Origin of the sequence: Isoptericola sediminis (genome assembly GCF_013085345.1) — a bacterium.
GTDB classification, from domain to species: Bacteria; Actinomycetota; Actinomycetes; order Actinomycetales; family Cellulomonadaceae; genus Isoptericola; species Isoptericola sediminis.
Window position 1 is genome coordinate 42,026 of record NZ_JABFAJ010000012.1, and the last position, 17,191, is coordinate 59,216.

At 69.0% G+C, this 17,191-nt stretch carries 11 protein-coding genes and 1 pseudogene; 7 read left to right on the top strand and 5 right to left on the bottom strand.

The features are described 5' to 3' along the window. Position 1 precedes the first annotated feature (1 nt). Complete coding sequence (locus HLI28_RS07120) at positions 2 to 2,248, top strand: McrB family protein (protein WP_171246821.1); 2,247 nt, start codon at positions 2 to 4, stop codon at positions 2,246 to 2,248. After that, positions 2,248 to 3,438 carry an McrC family protein gene (locus HLI28_RS07125; protein WP_171246822.1) on the top strand — a complete coding sequence of 397 codons (1,191 nt, stop codon included), beginning with the start codon at positions 2,248 to 2,250 and terminating at the stop codon, positions 3,436 to 3,438. The genes HLI28_RS07120 and HLI28_RS07125 overlap by 1 nt, the downstream gene beginning before the upstream one ends. 60 nt (positions 3,439 to 3,498) lie before the next feature. Here HLI28_RS07125 and HLI28_RS16035 read toward each other — a convergent pair whose 3' ends face one another. Then, positions 3,499 to 4,089: a SprT-like domain-containing protein gene (locus HLI28_RS16035; protein WP_425483384.1), complete on the bottom strand. Its 591-nt coding sequence runs from the start codon at positions 4,087 to 4,089 to the stop codon at positions 3,499 to 3,501. 439 nt (positions 4,090 to 4,528) lie between these two features. Between HLI28_RS16035 and HLI28_RS07135 the strand changes: the two genes are divergently transcribed. The 3 genes and pseudogenes from HLI28_RS07135 to HLI28_RS16040 all read left to right on the top strand — a co-directional run bounded on the left by HLI28_RS07135 (position 4,529) and on the right by HLI28_RS16040 (position 10,854). Beyond that, the gene (locus HLI28_RS07135) at positions 4,529 to 7,546 is read left to right on the top strand and encodes a PD-(D/E)XK nuclease family protein (protein WP_343035713.1); all 3,018 of its coding nucleotides are present in this window, start codon (positions 4,529 to 4,531) and stop codon (positions 7,544 to 7,546) included. After that, positions 7,543 to 10,056 (top strand): annotated as a pseudogene (locus HLI28_RS07140) (UvrD-helicase domain-containing protein); the annotation flags it as partial. The gene HLI28_RS07135 and the pseudogene HLI28_RS07140, both read left to right, overlap by 4 nt. A gap of 42 nt (positions 10,057 to 10,098) precedes the next feature. After that, complete coding sequence (locus HLI28_RS16040) at positions 10,099 to 10,854, top strand: PD-(D/E)XK nuclease family protein (RefSeq protein WP_425483385.1); 756 nt, start codon at positions 10,099 to 10,101, stop codon at positions 10,852 to 10,854. 702 nt (positions 10,855 to 11,556) lie between these two features. Here HLI28_RS16040 and HLI28_RS07145 read toward each other — a convergent pair. The 4 genes from HLI28_RS07145 to HLI28_RS07160 all read right to left on the bottom strand — a co-directional run bounded on the left by HLI28_RS07145 (position 11,557) and on the right by HLI28_RS07160 (position 15,088). Further along, positions 11,557 to 12,807, bottom strand: coding sequence for a hypothetical protein (locus HLI28_RS07145; RefSeq protein ID WP_216077473.1), 1,251 nt, complete (start codon positions 12,805 to 12,807; stop codon positions 11,557 to 11,559). Positions 12,808 to 13,046: 239 nt separating this feature from the next. Next, entirely contained in the window at positions 13,047 to 13,547 is a 501-nt protein-coding gene (locus HLI28_RS07150) for a hypothetical protein (protein WP_171246824.1), read from the bottom strand. A 40-nt stretch (positions 13,548 to 13,587) separates the two neighbouring features. Beyond that, positions 13,588 to 14,847 carry a HipA domain-containing protein gene (locus HLI28_RS07155; RefSeq protein ID WP_171246825.1) on the bottom strand — a complete coding sequence of 420 codons (1,260 nt, stop codon included), beginning with the start codon at positions 14,845 to 14,847 and terminating at the stop codon, positions 13,588 to 13,590. Position 14,848: 1 nt separating this feature from the next. Continuing rightward, a complete protein-coding gene (locus HLI28_RS07160; protein ID WP_343035710.1) occupies positions 14,849 to 15,088 on the bottom strand; it encodes a helix-turn-helix transcriptional regulator in 240 nt (79 codons plus the stop codon). Between the two features lie 169 nt (positions 15,089 to 15,257). Here HLI28_RS07160 and HLI28_RS07165 point away from each other — a divergent pair, with 169 nt between their 5' ends. Then, on the top strand, positions 15,258 to 16,640 hold the full coding sequence (locus HLI28_RS07165) for an MFS transporter (RefSeq protein ID WP_343035711.1): 1,383 nt from the start codon (positions 15,258 to 15,260) through the stop codon (positions 16,638 to 16,640). A gap of 10 nt (positions 16,641 to 16,650) precedes the next feature. Further along, positions 16,651 to 17,184 carry a hypothetical protein gene (locus HLI28_RS07170; protein ID WP_171246827.1) on the top strand — a complete coding sequence of 178 codons (534 nt, stop codon included), beginning with the start codon at positions 16,651 to 16,653 and terminating at the stop codon, positions 17,182 to 17,184. The last annotated feature ends 7 nt before the right edge of the window (positions 17,185 to 17,191 follow it).

Here is a 17,191-nt window from a genome sequence, read left to right on the forward strand (position 1 = left end):
CATGTCTGAACTGCCATCGCACGTCGTTGAGACGGCTGAGGCCGGTCGTGTCGTGCTCGATCACATGCTCGGCGACCAGAGGTCCGTCGTGGACCCGTTCCGTGTGATCTGGACGGCTGAGAACGCCGAGAAGCTCCGCGCCTCGATCGAGGACAACCTCGACGAGGGGTCCGGTACCTACTACGAGAAGTTCGAGCACCAGCTGGCGGGCCGCGATCGCGACGTCAAGCTTCTTGCCGCTGAGATGACGTACTTGCGCGAAGTCCCATTGGAGAATGTCAACCCGGCGACGAAGCGCAAGCACGTCGAGACGATCCTGTCCTGGATCCCGGACCCCCCATCGATCCCGCGGCAGCTCGCTGAAGGGCTCGGCAACCGGGGCGTCTTCCACGGTGGGATCGGCTATAGCCAGAGTGCGTGGAAGCACATCGTCTGGCTGAGCAAGTTCGTGATCACCTGGTCCGGCCTCGACTCCGCCGCCCGCGAGCTGGCGCGGAGTGACCCGTGGGCTTTTCGGTCGGTCGTGTCCCAGGTGCCGGGTGGTGTGCCGACGATCCGCAATGCGCTGCTCTACCTGGCCTTCCCCGGGTCGTTTGAGCCCTCGGTCAACGACAGTCACCGTCGGCAGATCCGGGACGCCTTCGCTCACGAACTTGACGCCACGGCCGGTGACGACCCCACCAGTATCGACCATGACCTCCTTGCCATCAGGGAACGTCTGGAGGCTGCGCAGGGCGGTCACATCAACTTCTACGACGAGCCGTATCTCTCGGCATGGCAGAGGCGTGCCGCCACGACCGGCGAGCGTGCCTGGGCCGTTCGGACGCGACCAGCGGGGCGGGAGCTCATCAATCGGTGGGTACTGGAGGAGTTCGTCTCGCTTGCCGGTACACACCTGCCGGACGTCGCAGTCGGCAGCGACAAGGAGGTTGTGCGGCAGGCGGTCGCCGAAGGCTACGACCACGTCGACTACGCTCAGCGACTGAGCCTCACCGAAGACTATTTCGCGTTCCTCACGAGGATGGGCGAGGGCGACGTCGTCGTTGCCCGTCACGACGACGAGGCCTGGCTCGGGCGCATCACCGGCGCGGCAGAGTTCTTCGATGACGAGCCACGGCTGCGCAGGTCGGTGCAGTGGGAACCCGATCCGGTCGCCGTCGATGTTCTGCCGCCTCCGGTGCCCAACCTCCTTGCGGCGCCGGCGCGAAGCGTGGTGGAACTGACGGAAGCCGTCAATGACCTGGCCAAGCTCTTTGACGAGGAGCCGGACGAGCTCGAGCCTGAGGCTCGTGAGGTGCCACCACCGACAGGGGCCACGACCCCGGCGCTTCGTCGCGCCACCGAGGATTTGTCCTGGCGTCTGCACATGGACAAGTCCTGGCTGGACGAGTATATCGACCTGCTCGAATCTCGACACCAGGTGATCGTTCATGGCCCTCCGGGTACGGGGAAGACGTATGTCGCCTTAAGGATCGCAAAGCATGTCGCCGGTGACGAGGCCGTGCGCATCGTGCAGTTCCATCCCTCATATGCGTATGAGGACTTCTTCGAAGGCTTCCGTCCTCGCGCCCGGGAGGACGGCGGGCTGGCGTTCGACAAGGTACCGGGGCCGCTCCGTGAGATCGCCTCGGAGGCTGCCGCCAACCCTGGGGCCCCGTACGTCTTGATCATCGACGAGGTCAACCGCGGCAATGTCGCCAAGGTGTTCGGCGAACTGTACTTCCTGCTGGAGTATCGTGACGAGAACGTCTATCTACAGTATTCTCCGGACCGCCCCTTCTCGTTGCCGAAGAACCTGTTCATCATCGGGACGATGAACACGGCAGACCGTTCGATCGCCCTGGTCGATGCGGCGATCCGTCGTCGGTTCTCGTTCATCGAGATGCACCCGGACGGCGAGCCTGTGCACGGGCTCCTTGCGCGTTGGCTCGAGGCGAATCAGCGGGATGGCCACCGCGCGGAACTGTTGGCGGCGCTCAACCGCGAGATCGGCGAGGAGGACCGCGACTTCAAGGTGGGGCCGTCGTACCTGATGAGGCCCGATGCCGACACGGATCCTGGTATGGAGCGGATCTGGCGGCATGACATCCTGCCTCTTCTCGAGGAGCACTACTACGGTCGGCTGACGCGCGACGAGGTGGAGGCGGCATTTGGCCTCGAGGCGCTGCGTCGTCGGGTCGCCTCGCGTGCGGACATGAGTGAGACAGTCTCGGCCGAGGACGAAGCGGCACTACCTCCGGAGCGGTAATGCGCGTCGAACTGCCGGAGAACGACCAGAGTGGCGGCGTCCTTCCGTTGGAGGACGCGGCTGCGACTGCCCTGGCGCTCACGGAGCTGGTCGAGGTGCGCAGGGACACACCCACCAGATGGCGAATCCTGCCGCGGCGGAACCGCATCGGTGCCGTGCGCGTCGGGGAACTCGAGGTCGTCGTGAGGCCCAAGGCGGCCTTCGCCTCGGTGATGTTCATGCTGGGCTACGCCCGTGACCCGGGCTACCTTCCCTGGGAGGTCGATGGGTTCGTCGAGGACGATCTCTGGTCGGCCGTCGGGGAGACCCTGGCGAGGCTCGCCGAGCGAGGATTGATGCAGGGTGTGCTCCAGGGATACGTCACCCGTGACGACGCTCTCGGTGTTCTGCGGGGACGCGTCCGAGCTGCAGATCAGGCGGCCCGGCGTCCCGGGGCGCTGTTGCCGCTGGAGGTGACGTACGACGAGTACGAGCCGGACATCGCCGAGAACCGGATTCTGAGAGCAGCGCTGAATCGGATGATGCTGGTGCCCAGACTGCCGCGCCGTGTGCACTCACGCCTCGGGCACCTCTCCGGTCGGCTGGATGGCGTGTCGCCGCTTGTCCCCGGGGCACCGCTGCCGGCATGGCGACGGACGCGCATGAATCTGCGCTATCAGCCCGCACTGCAGCTTGCCGAGGTGGTGCTGCGGTCTGTCGGCCTGTCGTCGACCGTCGGGGGGATGCCTGTCGCATCGTTCGTGGTGGACATGGCAACGGTCTTCGAGGACTTCGCGACGACGGCTCTGCGAGAGTCGCTGTTCCGCTTGAGTCCACGTGGCCGAACCGTCGCCCAGCACCAGGCGTGGGCCGACGAGGGTGAACGCGTACGTATCAAGCCCGACATCGTGCATTTTGCCGGTCGGCAACCACGAATCGTCTTTGACGCCAAGTACAAGCTTGGCTCCGAGGACGGCGGGTACCCGACGTCCGACGTCTATCAAATGCACGCGTACTGCACGGCACTGGGACTGAGGCGCGGCTACCTCGTCTATGCCGGCTCGCGAGCCGAAGGGGCGGGCGCCTCGACCCACCGGATACTGAACACCGAGATCGACGTCGTTCAGTGGCCCCTGGACGTGCGCGCCGTTCCCGCCGAGCTCCTCGACCAGATCGACGTACTGGCGATCGACGCTGGTCAGTACCCGTGACCGTGTTGCCGCGTCAGATGGTCGGTCGCAGGGCCGGCACCCGGCACCCGCAACTTCTTGTCAAGGAGTGCGTTCACCGTCCACCGGGGCAGCGAGCCGGAACGGAACGCGGAGTGCTGTCCCGTCGGAGAATCTCACGACATACCGAGTGCCCTTGACGTGTGTGATCGACCCCCCGTGACCCGTCCATGCATGGTCGCCCCTGAGATCGACAGTCGTGCCGGGCTCGAGGATGGGGGTGCCCCTCCAGCGCCAGGAGAGAAGGTACGTCTCGTCGAAGCGCCGGGGTGAGCACGTTCCGCACGAGACCCTGAGATTCTTCGGTGCGCGGTGAAGGTCGCGGGTGTGGCCGACGGGGCACTCCCCGGTCCAGTCTCCCTCGACTCGAGCGATGGAGGAGTCGTAGCACCGTTCCGGACGAGCACCGATCTCAGCAGCCTTCGCCTTCCACACCTTGCCGTGCCCGTGTGTGGGACCCACGAGGGCGTGCGCGATCTCATGAAGGATGGTGTTCGTCGCCTCGTCGCGTGGGAATTGGCGCATCAAGGGTGTCGAGAGTGAGATCACGCGGTCTCGGTGCCGCGTGAGACCCGCACGACGGACGGCGCGATCCCATCGGAACGTCCAGTCACTCAGCCCGTGATCATTCATCAACCGGCGGGCGATGATGCCGAGCTCGGGCAGTGGCAACGGCCCTGCATCCGCGACAGGGGTTGTCGTGGCGGGGCTCGCCCACTCGACAGATTCAGGACCCTCGTCGAAAAGGTCACCCGGGCCGACCGGCAAGAGTTCACCTTGTCCAACCAAGGCGGGCCCGCCGCGGTGCAGCGTGCTATCAGATGTGGCGCTACCTGGTGGATCGTCCGTCGGGGCCGCATCGAACAGGTCGGGTTGGTGCCACTCCGCGCTCACCGTCGCGTCACGCTCCCTGTTGGTTGGTGTGGTCTACAGAGCGTATGCGAGACATATGTGCATCGACCCGTTTCCGTCGGGTGAAATCGGCAGTTTGTCCCGCGAAAACACCGCGTGTGTCGCTCGCCCGTGCTTGCATGGCCCCACGGATGTGAGGTGAGGTGACGTGTTGCAGGTCGTGTCTGTCGCGAACGGTGCGCCTGCGCTGAGCCGGCTGCGTGAGGAGATCTCAAGGATCAAGGCGCACGACGCCATGGCGTCGGTGGTGCTCATCGCACCGAACCAGCTCGCGGGTACGGTGGCGCGTCGGCACCTGGCGCGGCATGGCCGCGAACAGCGGGGCGGCGATCGGGTGCCGGGGATCGCGGGCCTGGATGTCACCACGATCGACCGGTTCGCCGAACGCTTGGCCGCTTCATTGCTGACACCACGGCGTCCTGCCACCGGGCCGGTACTCGCCACTGCCTGGCGCGCAGCCCTGGCAGATGAACCAGGCCTGTTCGGTGAGGTCGCCGACCACACCGCCACGATCGAGGCCTTGGTTGCCGCCCACCGCGAGCTGCGCGATCTGGACGAGCACGAACTGAACGCCCTCGCCGCCGACGGCCCGGCTGTCACCCGCGACCTGGTCCGCCTGCACCTCGCGGTCGCCGCGCGCCTCGCCCCCGACTGGTACGACACCCGTGACCTGCTCGACACAGCCACCGCTGGGGCCTCGGTGGTCACCGACCCCGTCGTGCTGTACCTGCCGCAGGACCTGAGCAACCCGCAGCAGCGCTTCATCGCGGCGCTCGCCGAGGGGACCGACGTCGTCGCCATCGAGCCCGACACCGACACGCCGTCGGCCACCGCAACCCGCGTTGCCAACGCCTCGGACTCTGACGACGAGATCCGCTCCGCCGTCCGCGAGGTCGTCGCCGCGTTGCGCACCACGCCGGCCGAGCGCATCGCCGTCCTGTATACGGCCCGTGAGCCGTATGCCCGCCTGCTGCACGAGCAGCTCACGGCAGCGGGTATCCGCGTCAACGGCCCCGGCGTGCGGCCCGTCGTCGACCGCGCCATCGCGCGCACGCTGACCGAGATCCTCGCCCTCGGGCCCGCAGACATGCCGCGCGCCGACCTCTTCCGCGCGTTGGCCGGAGCCCCGGTGCGCGCACCGGACGGGGACCGGGTCCCGGTCGCACGCTGGGAGCGCCTGTCCCGCGAGGCCGGGATCATCGGCGGCGACGACTGGTCCACGCGCCTCGAGTACTTCATCGAGTCCGCCCGGCAGCGCGCCGCGGGCCAGGAAGCAGGCTCCACGCGGGCGGAGTTCGCGACCCGTCAGGCCGACGACGCCACCGCGCTGCGCGCATTCGTCGGGCATCTGCACGGCGAACTCGCCCGCGGCGCCGCCGAGGAGACCTGGGCAGGCCTCTCCGAGTGGGCCCTGGACCTGCTGCGCACCCTCCTTGGCGCCGACGAGGACCTGCTCCGGCTCCCGCCCGAGGAGCAGCACGCCGCCGCGGCCTGCACCCGCATCCTGCGCGGTCTCGCCGTGCTCGACGACGTCGACGGACCGGCCTCCCTCGAGGCGCTGATCGAGACGCTGCACCTCGAGCTGGAGCACGCCCGCCCGCGCGTCGGCAGCATCGGCGATGGCGTGCTCGTCGCGCCGGTGTCCGCCGCCGTCGGACTCGATCTGGACCTCGCCGTCGTCGTCGGCCTGAGCGAAGGTCTCTACCCGGGCAGGCCGCGCCTCGATGCTCTCCTGCCCGAGTCGGTCCGCACCGCCGTCGACTCGCTTCGCACGGCTCGCGACGAACTGAAGACCCGGCACCGGCACCTGCTCGCGGCGTTCGTCGCCGCCCCGGACGTGGTCGCCTCGTTCCCGCGCGGTGACCTGCGTTCGTCCGGGCACCGGCTGCCCAGCCGCTGGCTGCTCGATACGCTGCGCGAGCTCGCCGACAGCTCCGACCTGGCGGCGACTGCGTGGGAGAACGCCGACTACCGCGGCCGCATGGCCCAGTCCGCCTCCTTCGCGGGCGAACTGCTACGCACCCCACGGCCCGCCACCGGCAGCGAGTGGCGAACCCAGGCCGCGCGCGCCGGCTTCCTGCACGACGATGTCGCCACAGCCGCTCAGACCTTGTTGCGCGCGCGGCGCTCACCGAACCTGACCCGGTTCGACGGCAACCTGACCGGCGTGCCCGGACTGCCGGACCACGCCGACGGGGAGCACCCGATCGCGCCCACCACGCTGGAGAACTATGCCGGGTGCCCGCACGCCTACTTCGTGGAACGACTGCTCCAGGTCCGGCCGATCGACCTGCCCGAGGAGATCGTCACGATCACCGCGCTCGAGATCGGCAACATCATCCACCAGGTCCTGGACCAGCTGATCACCGAACACCTGGGTGCCGGCTTGTTGCCTGGTCCGGGGGAGCCCTGGCCGCAGGCGGCCCGCGACCGGCTGACTGCGATCGGGCAGGAGCTCTGCCAGTCCGCCGAGCAGCGCGGCCTGACCGGCCACCCCCGCCTCTGGGAGAACGAACGCACGCGGATCGCCGCCGACCTGCTCGCCCTGCTCGACGCCGACGACGCCTGGCGCGCCGAGCGTGTCGCTCACCCGGTCGCCAGCGAAGTCGCCTTCGGCACCGGAGCCGACGACGCTGCCCCTGCCGTTGAGGTTCCGGTGACCCGCCCGGACGGCACTCCCGGACGCGTGCTCCTGCGCGGCAGCGTCGACATGGTCAGCCGCGCCGCGGGCGGCACCGTGCTGGTCACCGACCTCAAGACCGGCAGGCGGGATGCCTTCAAGCCCATCGAGGCTGGCGACCCGCTGGTCGCCGGCACCAAGCTGCAGTTGCCCGTCTACGCGTTGGCGGCGCGCGACGCCGTCGGCGACGGCACGGCCGGTGTCGAGGCCGGCTATTGGTTCGTGCGCAAGGATCCTGGACGGATCGAGCTGCCGCTGACGCCCGACCTCGAGCAGCGTTACGCGGCCGCGCTCAGCGTGCTGGTCGGTTCGATCGCCACCGGGCTGTTCCCGCAACGACCACCGGAGAAAGACGACTACGCCTACACCCAGTGCTGGTACTGCAACCCGGACGCCGTGGGCTACGGCCCGGCCCGTGGCCGGTGGGAGGCCAAACAGCACGATCCGGCTCTCACAGATCTGATGTCGCTCATCGCCCCGGACGGAGGCGCTGCGTGACAGCCACGCTCGGCGATCAGGACATCCGCGACCTGATCCGCGACGCCACCGACCGCACTCTTGTCGTCAACGCGGGGGCCGGGTCCGGCAAGACGACGGCACTGGTAAGTCGGGTGCTCGCCCTGGTGCTGCGCGACGGCGTCCCGCTGCGGGAGATCGCCGCCGTCACCTTCACCGAGAAGGCCGGGGCCGAGCTGCGGGACCGGCTGCGCGTCGAGCTCGAGGCGGTCGGGCGCTCCGCGGACGACCCGTCCTCGGACTGGCGGCGCCTCACCGATGTCGACGTGGCCGAGCTGCGTCGGCGTGCCGACACCGCGCTCGACGACCTCGACGCCGCCGCGATCGGGACCCTGCACTCCTTCGCCCAGCGGATCCTCACCGAGCACGCGATCGCCGCCGGCTTGCCTCCTGTTATCGAGGTGCTCGAGGAGGTCGGGTCGTCCGTGGCATTTGGCGAGCAGTGGTCGGCGCTCCAGGTCGCCCTCCTGGACGACGACGAGATCGCGCCCGGCCTCCTGTTGGCGATGGCCGGCGGGGTCCGGCTCGACGACGTGCGCGCTCTGGCCCGGGCGTTGGGCGGCGACTGGGACCTCATCGAAGACCGCGTCTTGGACGAGGACGTCGTCGAGGACGTGCCGCTCGTGGTGCGCACCGATCGAGTCGAGGAGCTTGCTGAGCAGGTCCTGTCCCTGCGGAGCCTCTGCCGCAACCCCGAGGACAAGCTGCTCGCGAAACTCGGCGAGCTGGAGACGGCCTTGCACACGTTGCGTGCGGCGGTGGACGACGGCGGACGGATCGCAGCGTTGACCGTCCTACCCACGATCAAGGTGGGCAATGTCGGGCAGAAGTCGTCCTGGGGCTGTCCGACCACTGAGGTTCGGGATCTCGTCAAGGTTGTCGCTGGGGCCGCCGAGTCCGAGTACGCGCGTGTGCTGAACCATGCCGTGCGGCGTCTGACCAGGTGGACTGCCAGACACGTGCTGGAAGCCGCCGAGGATCGACGGCGTGACGGGCGCCTCGAGTTTCACGACCTGCTCGTGCTGGCCCGCCGTCTACTGCGCCAGAGTTCCGAGGCGCGCGAGGCGCTGCATCACACCTACACGCGGCTGCTGCTGGACGAGTTCCAGGACACCGACCCCATCCAGATCGAGCTCGCCTGCCGCATCGCCGGGGGAGCAGGGGCGAACCAGGCGCGATGGCAGGACATCGAACTCCCGCCGGGCCGTGTGTTCGTGGTCGGCGACGCCAAGCAGTCCATCTACCGGTTCCGCCGCGCCAGCATCGCCACCTACCTCGACGCTGCGCAGCACTTGGGCGAGCAGGTGAGCCTGACCACCAACTTCCGCAGTGTCGACACCGTGCTGAATTGGGTCAACGAGGTGTTCGACCAGGTCATCACCCCGGAGGAGGGCAGGCAGTCCACCTACGAGGCGCTGGCCACCCACCGCCGGGCTGCCGACGCCCCGGCCGCCGAGGCGCCCGGCCTGCCCGGCGTCGTCGTCCTCGGTGCCGAGGCTCACGAGGACAAGCCCAAGGCCGACGAGCTGCGCGAACGTGAGGCTGCCGACGTCGCCGCCACGGTCCGGCAGGCTCTCGACGACGGCTGGCCCGTCTGCGACCCGGACACCCACGAGTGGCATCCCCTGCGGCCACGGGACGTCGCCGTCCTGGTCCCCGCGCGCACGTCGTTGCCGCATCTCGAGGCGGCGCTGGAGGCTGTCGGCGTGCCCTACCGGGCCGAGGCCAGCTCCCTGGTCTACGAGGCCGCCGAGGTGCGCGACCTGCTCGCGTGCGCCCGCGCCGTCGCGGACCCCAGCGACGAACTGTCCCTGCTGACCGCGTTGCGGTCGCCGCTGTTCGGCTGCGGCGACGACGACCTGTGGCGGTGGAAACACGCCGGTGGGCGTATCTCGCTGTATTCCCGGATCGACGAGCCGGCCGAGCTCGCCGACGGGCCGGTCGGTTCGTCGCTGGAGTGGCTGCGCGGCCTGCAGCGCCGCGCCCGCTGGGCCACGCCGTCGGAGGTGCTCGGCGACATCGTGGCCGGACGGCGCATGCTCGAGGTCGCCGCCGGCAGTCCCCGCGCCCGCGACGTGTGGCGCCAGCTGCGCTTCGTCGTCGATCAGGCGCGTGCCTGGGCCGAGGTGTCGCACGGCGGGCTGCGCGCCTACCTCGCCTGGGCGGCCCACCAGGCCACCGAGACCACACGGGTGGCCGAGGCCGTGCTGCCCGAGACCGACGTCGACGCCGTGCGCATCATGACCATTCACGCCGCCAAGGGACTTGAGTTCGGGTTCGTGGCGCTCTCCGGACTCACGTCGAGAGGACGGCGCAACAGCGGGGTGTCGTTGCTGTGGCCCGACGACGGCGATTTCTCCGTGCGACTGCGCAGCGGCATCGAGACCGACGACTTCAGCGTCGCCCAACCGATCGACGAGCAGATGGACGACCTGGAGAAGCGACGCCTGCTCTACGTCGCCGCGACGCGGGCGCGCGACCACCTCGTCGTCTCGCTGCACCGCACCGGTAACGCGAACACCGCCGCTGCGACACTGGCCGGAGCCGGAGCAGGAACCCTCGGGGAGTCGCGGTTCGCGGCGACCGCGGAGACGACCGGCACAGCGGAGCGAGCCGAGGAGCCCGCCGTCGTGCCGCCGTCGTACGAGGATTGGCTCGCCGGGGTCACACAGGCTCGTGAAAGCAGTGAGCGGGACGCCGCCATCAGCGCCTCGGGACTGGAAGGAACCGAACCGGCGGTCGTGCTGGCGCCCGGCGACGAGGTCGCCGAGGGGCTTGCCAAGGGTGCACGCAACCTCGAGCTGCCGCCCTGGTCGAAGGGGCGGTACGGCTCGGCGATCGGGCGCGCCGTGCACGGGGTGCTGCAGGCCGTCGATCTGAGTACGGGTGACGGGCTGGACGATGCCGTGGCGGCGCAGGCGGTCGCCGAAGGCGTCGTCGGGCACGAGGACCTCATGAGCGACCTCGTGCTTGCTGCGTTGGACAGCGACCTCGTCCGCCAGGCCGCCGAGCGTCGGCACTGGCGCGAGACGTACGTCGGCACTGTGGACGACGATGGCGCCGTGCTCGAGGGCTATGTCGACCTCATCTACGCCGAGGACGACGGCACGCTCGTCGTCGTCGACTACAAGACCGATGCGGTGGCGTCCGGGGCGTACGAGAGCCGGCGCATCTACTACGCGCCGCAGCTTCTTGCCTACGCACGATGCGTCGCCGACGCGACCGCTGCGCCGGTGCGGGCCGAGCTGTTGTTCCTGCACCCCGAGCGAGCGGTGCGTGTTCCTGTGTAGGTCGGGCAGCCTTTTGGACCGGGCTGCGGAACACCAGATATCACCCGCAAGACAAGGAGGAATCTGAGACGATGCTGTGGGGCCGTTTCGGTGCTCCCGCGCCAGACACGACGATGCTGACAGACAGGCAAAAATGATGAGCAAAAAGCTGATAATCGAAGCTCTCGTCAAGTACGGTCCTCTGGTCGCGGAAGCTCTCGCGAAAGTGATCAAATCCATTGACGGGAATGTTTCCGAAGAGACTCGTGAGCGCCTCCGACGATTGGCCAAGCAAAGAACGACTGAAGGGCGGGCACGAGCGGCCATCGCGGTCGTCCGGGACGAGATTGAGCGTTCGGGCGCGAACTCCGAGGTGGCGGGCAGAAATCGGAGGTGGTCAGAGGAGGCTGACCGCCTGGAACGTGCGCTGGATGTGCTCCGTGGGTCATCTGGTCGTGCCCGTCGCATGCAGCTTCGTCGTATCAGGAAGCGGACGGATGAACTGGTGGCAGACGTGATTTCATCTCTTGTGCCGATGACTGACGTGGATCGACCAGGAGCGGGGCCCATGGATGAGGATAGGCGTCCATTCTTTCGCCGAGGAGGCAAACAGCGGACGCGGCGCCCGAGAGCCTGATCGGGCCGTGTCGAAACCTGGCCGCACCTGCGCCCAGGCCGTCCGGCACTCAGATCCCGCGGGCGAAGGCTCGTCGGGTTATGCAGTCACCCGTGGCTTTCCTCCCGATCCCCTTGGCGCCAACCCCGTGCCCGATCGGTGATGTCGCGGGACAAGGTGCTGGTCGCGGAACGCGCCCTGTCGAAGGTCTCTCCTCCGACGCGCCGTGCGGTATCGAGGCCGTCAGTGCCGGTGGTGATCGCCTTGTCGCGCACCTCGGTAGCCGCGTCCAGCCAACGTCGTGCCTCGACGCTCTGTTGATCGCCCTCGATGCCGAGTCGGTCGTGAAAGTCCACGACCTTGAGACTGACCTCATTGCTCGACGCGACGATCGTTCGAGCAGCGTTCGGGGCAAGCAGCACCTTCGCGTTGGCTCTCGCCGCGGCCGCGGACATGCGCGCGACGAGGTTCCCGGTGCTGCGTGAGATCAGGTCCAGCCGATTCCGCCGCGCGGCTTGGAGCGCGACACGGTGCTGGTCGAGTTCATCGGGCGAGGAGTTCAGGACGCGGTCGAGCTCGAGAACGCCGACCGCCTCCTGCAGCTGGAAGCACCGGGCGAGGACAGCGAGCCATTCGTGCACCGATGACTCGGCTTCCCTGGCGGCTTTGGCGGCCTCACCGACCTTCGCCTTGTCCTCGAGCTTGCCGGCCAGGGAATCGAGCTGCCGCAGCGCATAGGCCTGCGTTCGTGCGATCGTCATCGACGTGGACTGCACCTTCGACCACGTGATCTCCGAGACTCGCCCCACATGCTCACGGACGGTCATGGCTTCCTCGATCACGAAGTCCACACCGATCATGTCCGCCAGGACGGCGTCCTTCTGCGCACGCAGGATGTCGTCGACCTTCTCATCGATCACCGCGAGGTAGTCGGTGATCTCCTCCATGGTCTGCTGCATGGCGAGCTGCGCCATGAGTCCTGCGGCACCCGCCAGCATGGCTGGGTTGGTCGCGATGGATCCTGGCGTCTTCACGACCTCGAGGAGACCCTTGATCTTTCCGTTCTCGGTCAGCACCGCGCGGCTGACCGTGGGGTCGGACCCCTTCATGAGCGGGAGGCTCTTCATCGCCCGCGCAGAGTCTTCGGTCAACTTCACCCAGCGGCCCGAGCTAGCGGCGATCTCTGAGCCGATATGCGTCGCGTTGCCGGCGGTCGCGAAGGCTGGTCCGAGCCGCTGCATGCCCAGTTCCTTCGACGACAGTCGTTCGGAGACCAGGAAGCGTTCGACGGCGGCCGGATCCCCGATGACGGCGACGCCGTTGCCGTCATTGACCAGATGGATCTCGTTGTCCAACATTCACTCCCGGATCGTGGCGGGTGGTCCCCGCGTTTCATGGACAGGCGCCTACGGAGCCGAGGGGTCCAGAGCTCGGGTGACGCGACAACGCAGATCGAGACGGGTTGGCGCCGTTCGTGGCGCCCCCATCACGGTCTGTGCGTGAGGCTAGCGTCGCCACGACCTGACTGTTGCGAGCGGCAAGGGTGAAATCGACGCGGGCTGCCAGGCGAACTAGGGGATGGCGTTCAGGCCGCCGATCAGCCGCGGTGCCGGAGCCACCAGCGGGTGTAGGGCGCTTCGTTCCCCGGCCCCACACGTCTCGCGATCTTGCTGCGCAACTGAACGGCGTCGTCGTCAGAGAGGCGAACCAGCGGCCGCCGAAGGCGGATCGACCAGGCCGAACCAGCGCCATCGAACGCCGCGAGACGGTCGACGAGCGGAGCTAGTTCGATGCCGTCGCCGAAGGGAGCGAGAGGCCCAACGTCCAATGGGCAGCCGAAAGGAAAGGTGCGGTCGCCGAACGTCACCGGTTCTTCGAGACGCTCGACGGGTCCGGCGACGCGAGCGGTGCCGACGATGCGGCCCCGGTCGCGGGTCGGATTCTTGAAACAGCCCCGAGTCGTGTAGACGAATAGCTCGTCGCCGGGCTCCAGAGCGGCGACCTCGCTGCGGCCGCGCGACGGGAACGCTGTGCGGTGCTCGGTCAGGATCCAACCGAGCGCGACGCGGTCGCCGACGACGAGCAGATAGGAGGTCATGCGTCGATCCTGCCGAACTCGCTGCTCGGATGCAGGCCTGTCAGTGCCGCCGTGCCTCGAGCGCGGGCAGCAGGCGAGTCTTCAACTCACCTACGTGGCCCTCGACGTCGTCGATCTCGTCGAGCGTGGCCGCGAACGCCGCCGGCGCGCCCTCCTGCATCGTGGCGACCCGAGCAAGGACTGTGCTCGCGTCGAGGTTGGCGGCCTCGGCCCAGCGTGCCCATCGCGCGTCGTCGACGGCGTCGGCATCGAAGGAGTCGCCGATGCTCATCGACAGCACCCGGTCCGACCCGGGCGGCATGTCGTACGCCAGCCCGGTGGCGACGTCGAACAGCGGCGCGAGTCGCACGTCGTCGCCCTGCAGCAGGACGGCGTAGTTGCGTGCGTGTGCGTCCGGCGCCGCGACCACCGTGTTGTAGATCAGCCCGTCGACGAAGCGATCGACGTTTCGGCGCGCCGCGGCCGCGGTGGCCGAGGCGTCGCGGAGGAACCGGACGATGGCGTGGCTCGACGGACCGCCGTACTCCTCGTACTTCTCGGGATTGCCCATGGCTTGGCACAGGTCTTCCTGATGGAGTCTCATCACGTCGCCGCTGGCGGAGCGGCGCCGGTCGAACCGGGTGACGACGACGGCGTCCTGCGACCGGAACGACGTGAACTCCGTGGCCGCGACGTCGACCCCCAGGTGCTGCGCGGCACGCATGGACACGTGCTCCACCAGGGCCTGGGCCCGCATCCGGCGGATGCCGGGCTTGACGATGTGCGTGGTCGGCTCGGCGCCGTGAGCCACGAACCAGCGATCCGCCTCTCGGCGCAGCGCGAGCTTCTGTTGAGTCCCTCCCAGCGACCAGTGCTCGCCGGGCATGGTCCACGCGGCGTCCTCGTTCGTGTCCATCTCGTCCAGGCGAGCCTCGATGTCGCCGACGGTGCACTCCTCGAGCCGACCCGCACGACGGATGGTGTCGTCGATCTCCTTCTCCCGGCAGAACTGCACGGCACCGGCGCAGTCCTTCCCGATGGCGGTGAGGACGTCGAGGATGTCGTCCGGGTCGACGCGATGGCGCCGCGCGATGGACCGCAAGGCGCCGGTGCTCTCGGGGACCAGGCCGGCGAGGAACTGCTCGACCGGGGCTCCGACGTGCGTGGTCTCGCTGGGCGGTAGCGAGAGCGACAAGGGAGTGGCGCCGGGCCGTCGCGCTTCCGGCCTGTACGTCAGGCGCAGGACGCCGGAGCGGGTCCGGCTCAGCTCGGCGACATGGCGGCCCTCGAGCAGCACGGCCAGATGGTTCGTGCGTGCCATGTCAGGCGTCCTCGCGGTCGTCGCGGACCGTCAGGCTGGCGTCGAGCGCGTCGAGGACGCGCATCAGGCGCCCGACCTCGAGACCGGGCGTCTTGCCACTCTCCAGGCCGACCAGCCACTGACGGGACACCTCCGCACGTCGGGCCAGCTCGGCCTGAGTCATCCCGCGGTCGAGGCGCAAGCGTCGGACCGCCGCTCCCAGCCGGGGGAGCGAGCGGGCGTTGAGCAGGTTCGACTCCACAAAGTCAACGTACGGCGACATGGCTGCGATGTCAACGTACGGCGACCTCTCTCTCGTGTCGCCGTACGTTGACATCGGGCTCATCGCTGCTGCAGCGACCTAGATCACGGCACGATGTGTTGCCAGCATGTAACGTGGCCCCCGGTCGGGACGTTTCGACGTCCCGGCGGTGAACGAAACAGGCTTGTGTATCTACCAGGTGCTCCTCGCGCCCACGGCGGCACGACGATCGTGCGGCGACGCCGCGCTGGAGGAGACCGAGAGCATGGCCATGTCCGAGACGCTGGCCCGGACGACGAACGCCCCGGCCACGGACCGCCCCACCGCGGAGTCCGGAACCACCCTGGTCCAGGCGATGGGCCGCACCTACTTCCCGCTGGCCTTCGTCGCGCGGCTGCCGTTCGCGATGATGGTCGTCGGTGTCCTGACGATCGTGGTCGCCGGCCGTGACTCCCTGACCTTGGGTGGCATGACGTCGGGCGTCGTCGGCGTCGGTGGCGCGGCGATCGGCCCGCTGATCGGCGCCTGGGCGGACCGTGCGGGTCAGCGCACCGTGCTGCTCGTCACCGCCGCGGTGAACAGCCTCCTGCTCTTCGCCCTGACCGCTGCGGTGTACGCCGCGGTGCCGGATCTCGTCGTGCTCGCGATCGCGTTCGCCATCGGCGCCACCGCGCCGCAGGTGCCCCCGATGTCGCGCAGCCGCCTCGTCGGCGTCATCCATACACGGCTTCCCGCGTCGCGCCGTCAGGTCATACTGAACCGCACCATGTCGTACGAGTCCGCCGCGGACGAGATCGTCTTCGTCATCGGGCCGTTCGTCGTCGGCCTGCTGGCCGCGGCGTTCGGTCCCGCCGCGCCCATGATCGCCGCGGCCGCACTGACCGCGCTGGCCGTCGGTGCGTTCGCCCTGCACGCCTCGGCCCGCACGACGGCGGGGACGGGCGCGGGTACCACGTCCGACGCCGCGCCGTCGGCCGCCCACCAGGCGCCGGTGCAGGATCTGTGGCGCGCCCGGGTCCTCGTGCTGGTGGCCGGGTTCGTCGGCATCGGGCTGTTCTTCGGCGCCACGCTGACCGCGATGTCCGCCGTCACCGGGGACGCCGGCCACTCGGAGCGGGCCGGCCTCCTGTACGGGTTCATGGGCATCGGCTCGGTGGTCTCGGCCCTGGCGGTCTCCGCGCTGCCCGCTCGGTTCAGCCTGCGGGCACGCTGGCTGACGGCAGCCGTCGTGCAGCTCGTGGGTGCCGTCGTCGTCGCGACCGCGGACTCGACCGGGGTGCTGATCGCCGGGCTCGTGATCGCCGGTCTCGGCATCGGTCCGAGCCTGGTGACGATCTACTCGCTCGGATCGCACCGCAGCCCGATCGGGCGTGGCACGACCCTGATGACGATGCTCGGATCGGCCATCATCCTCGGGCAGTCGGCCGCCTCGGCGGGCACCGGTGCCCTCGCCGACACCGTCGGGACGACCGCCGCTCTGGCGATGCCGGCCGTGGCCGCCGGCGTCGTCCTCGCGGCCGCCGCTGGGAACTGGCGGCAGGCCGACCGATAGACTCGGCTGAATGCCTCCTGCCGACCGCTGGGACCAGACTCTCGCCGACGATGGCGCGGTGCAGTTCAGCGCGTCGCGACGGTGGCTGTTCTTCCCGCTCGGTGTCGCGGTCGTCCTCGTCGGCCTCGGGGTTCAGCTCTGGAGCGATCCGGGGGCGTCTCGCCTGATCGCCGGTCTCGTCGTCGGGGTCCCCGCGGTCGGTGTCGTCGTCCTCCTCTGGCGTATCGCACGACCGTTCCGCCTCGTCGTCACCCCGGACGTCGTCCGGTACCGCCGCCTGGAGGTGCCGTGGAGCGACGTCGTCGCGGTGCACGACCGGACCACCGGGGCGAACCGGTTCCTGCTCCTGCAGTGCACCGAGGGCTCTGCCGCGCGGCTCGGGTCCCATCCCGGCCTGACGCGCCGGCTTCTGCGGCACGACGACGAGACGCGCGGCCGAGCGTGCGTCGAGATTCCGGGGCCGTTCGACCACCACGACGAGCTGGTGGCCTGGCTCGAGACCGTGCGCCTGCGCCGGTCGGACGGGGCGGACCGGCTCGGCTGATCCGAGT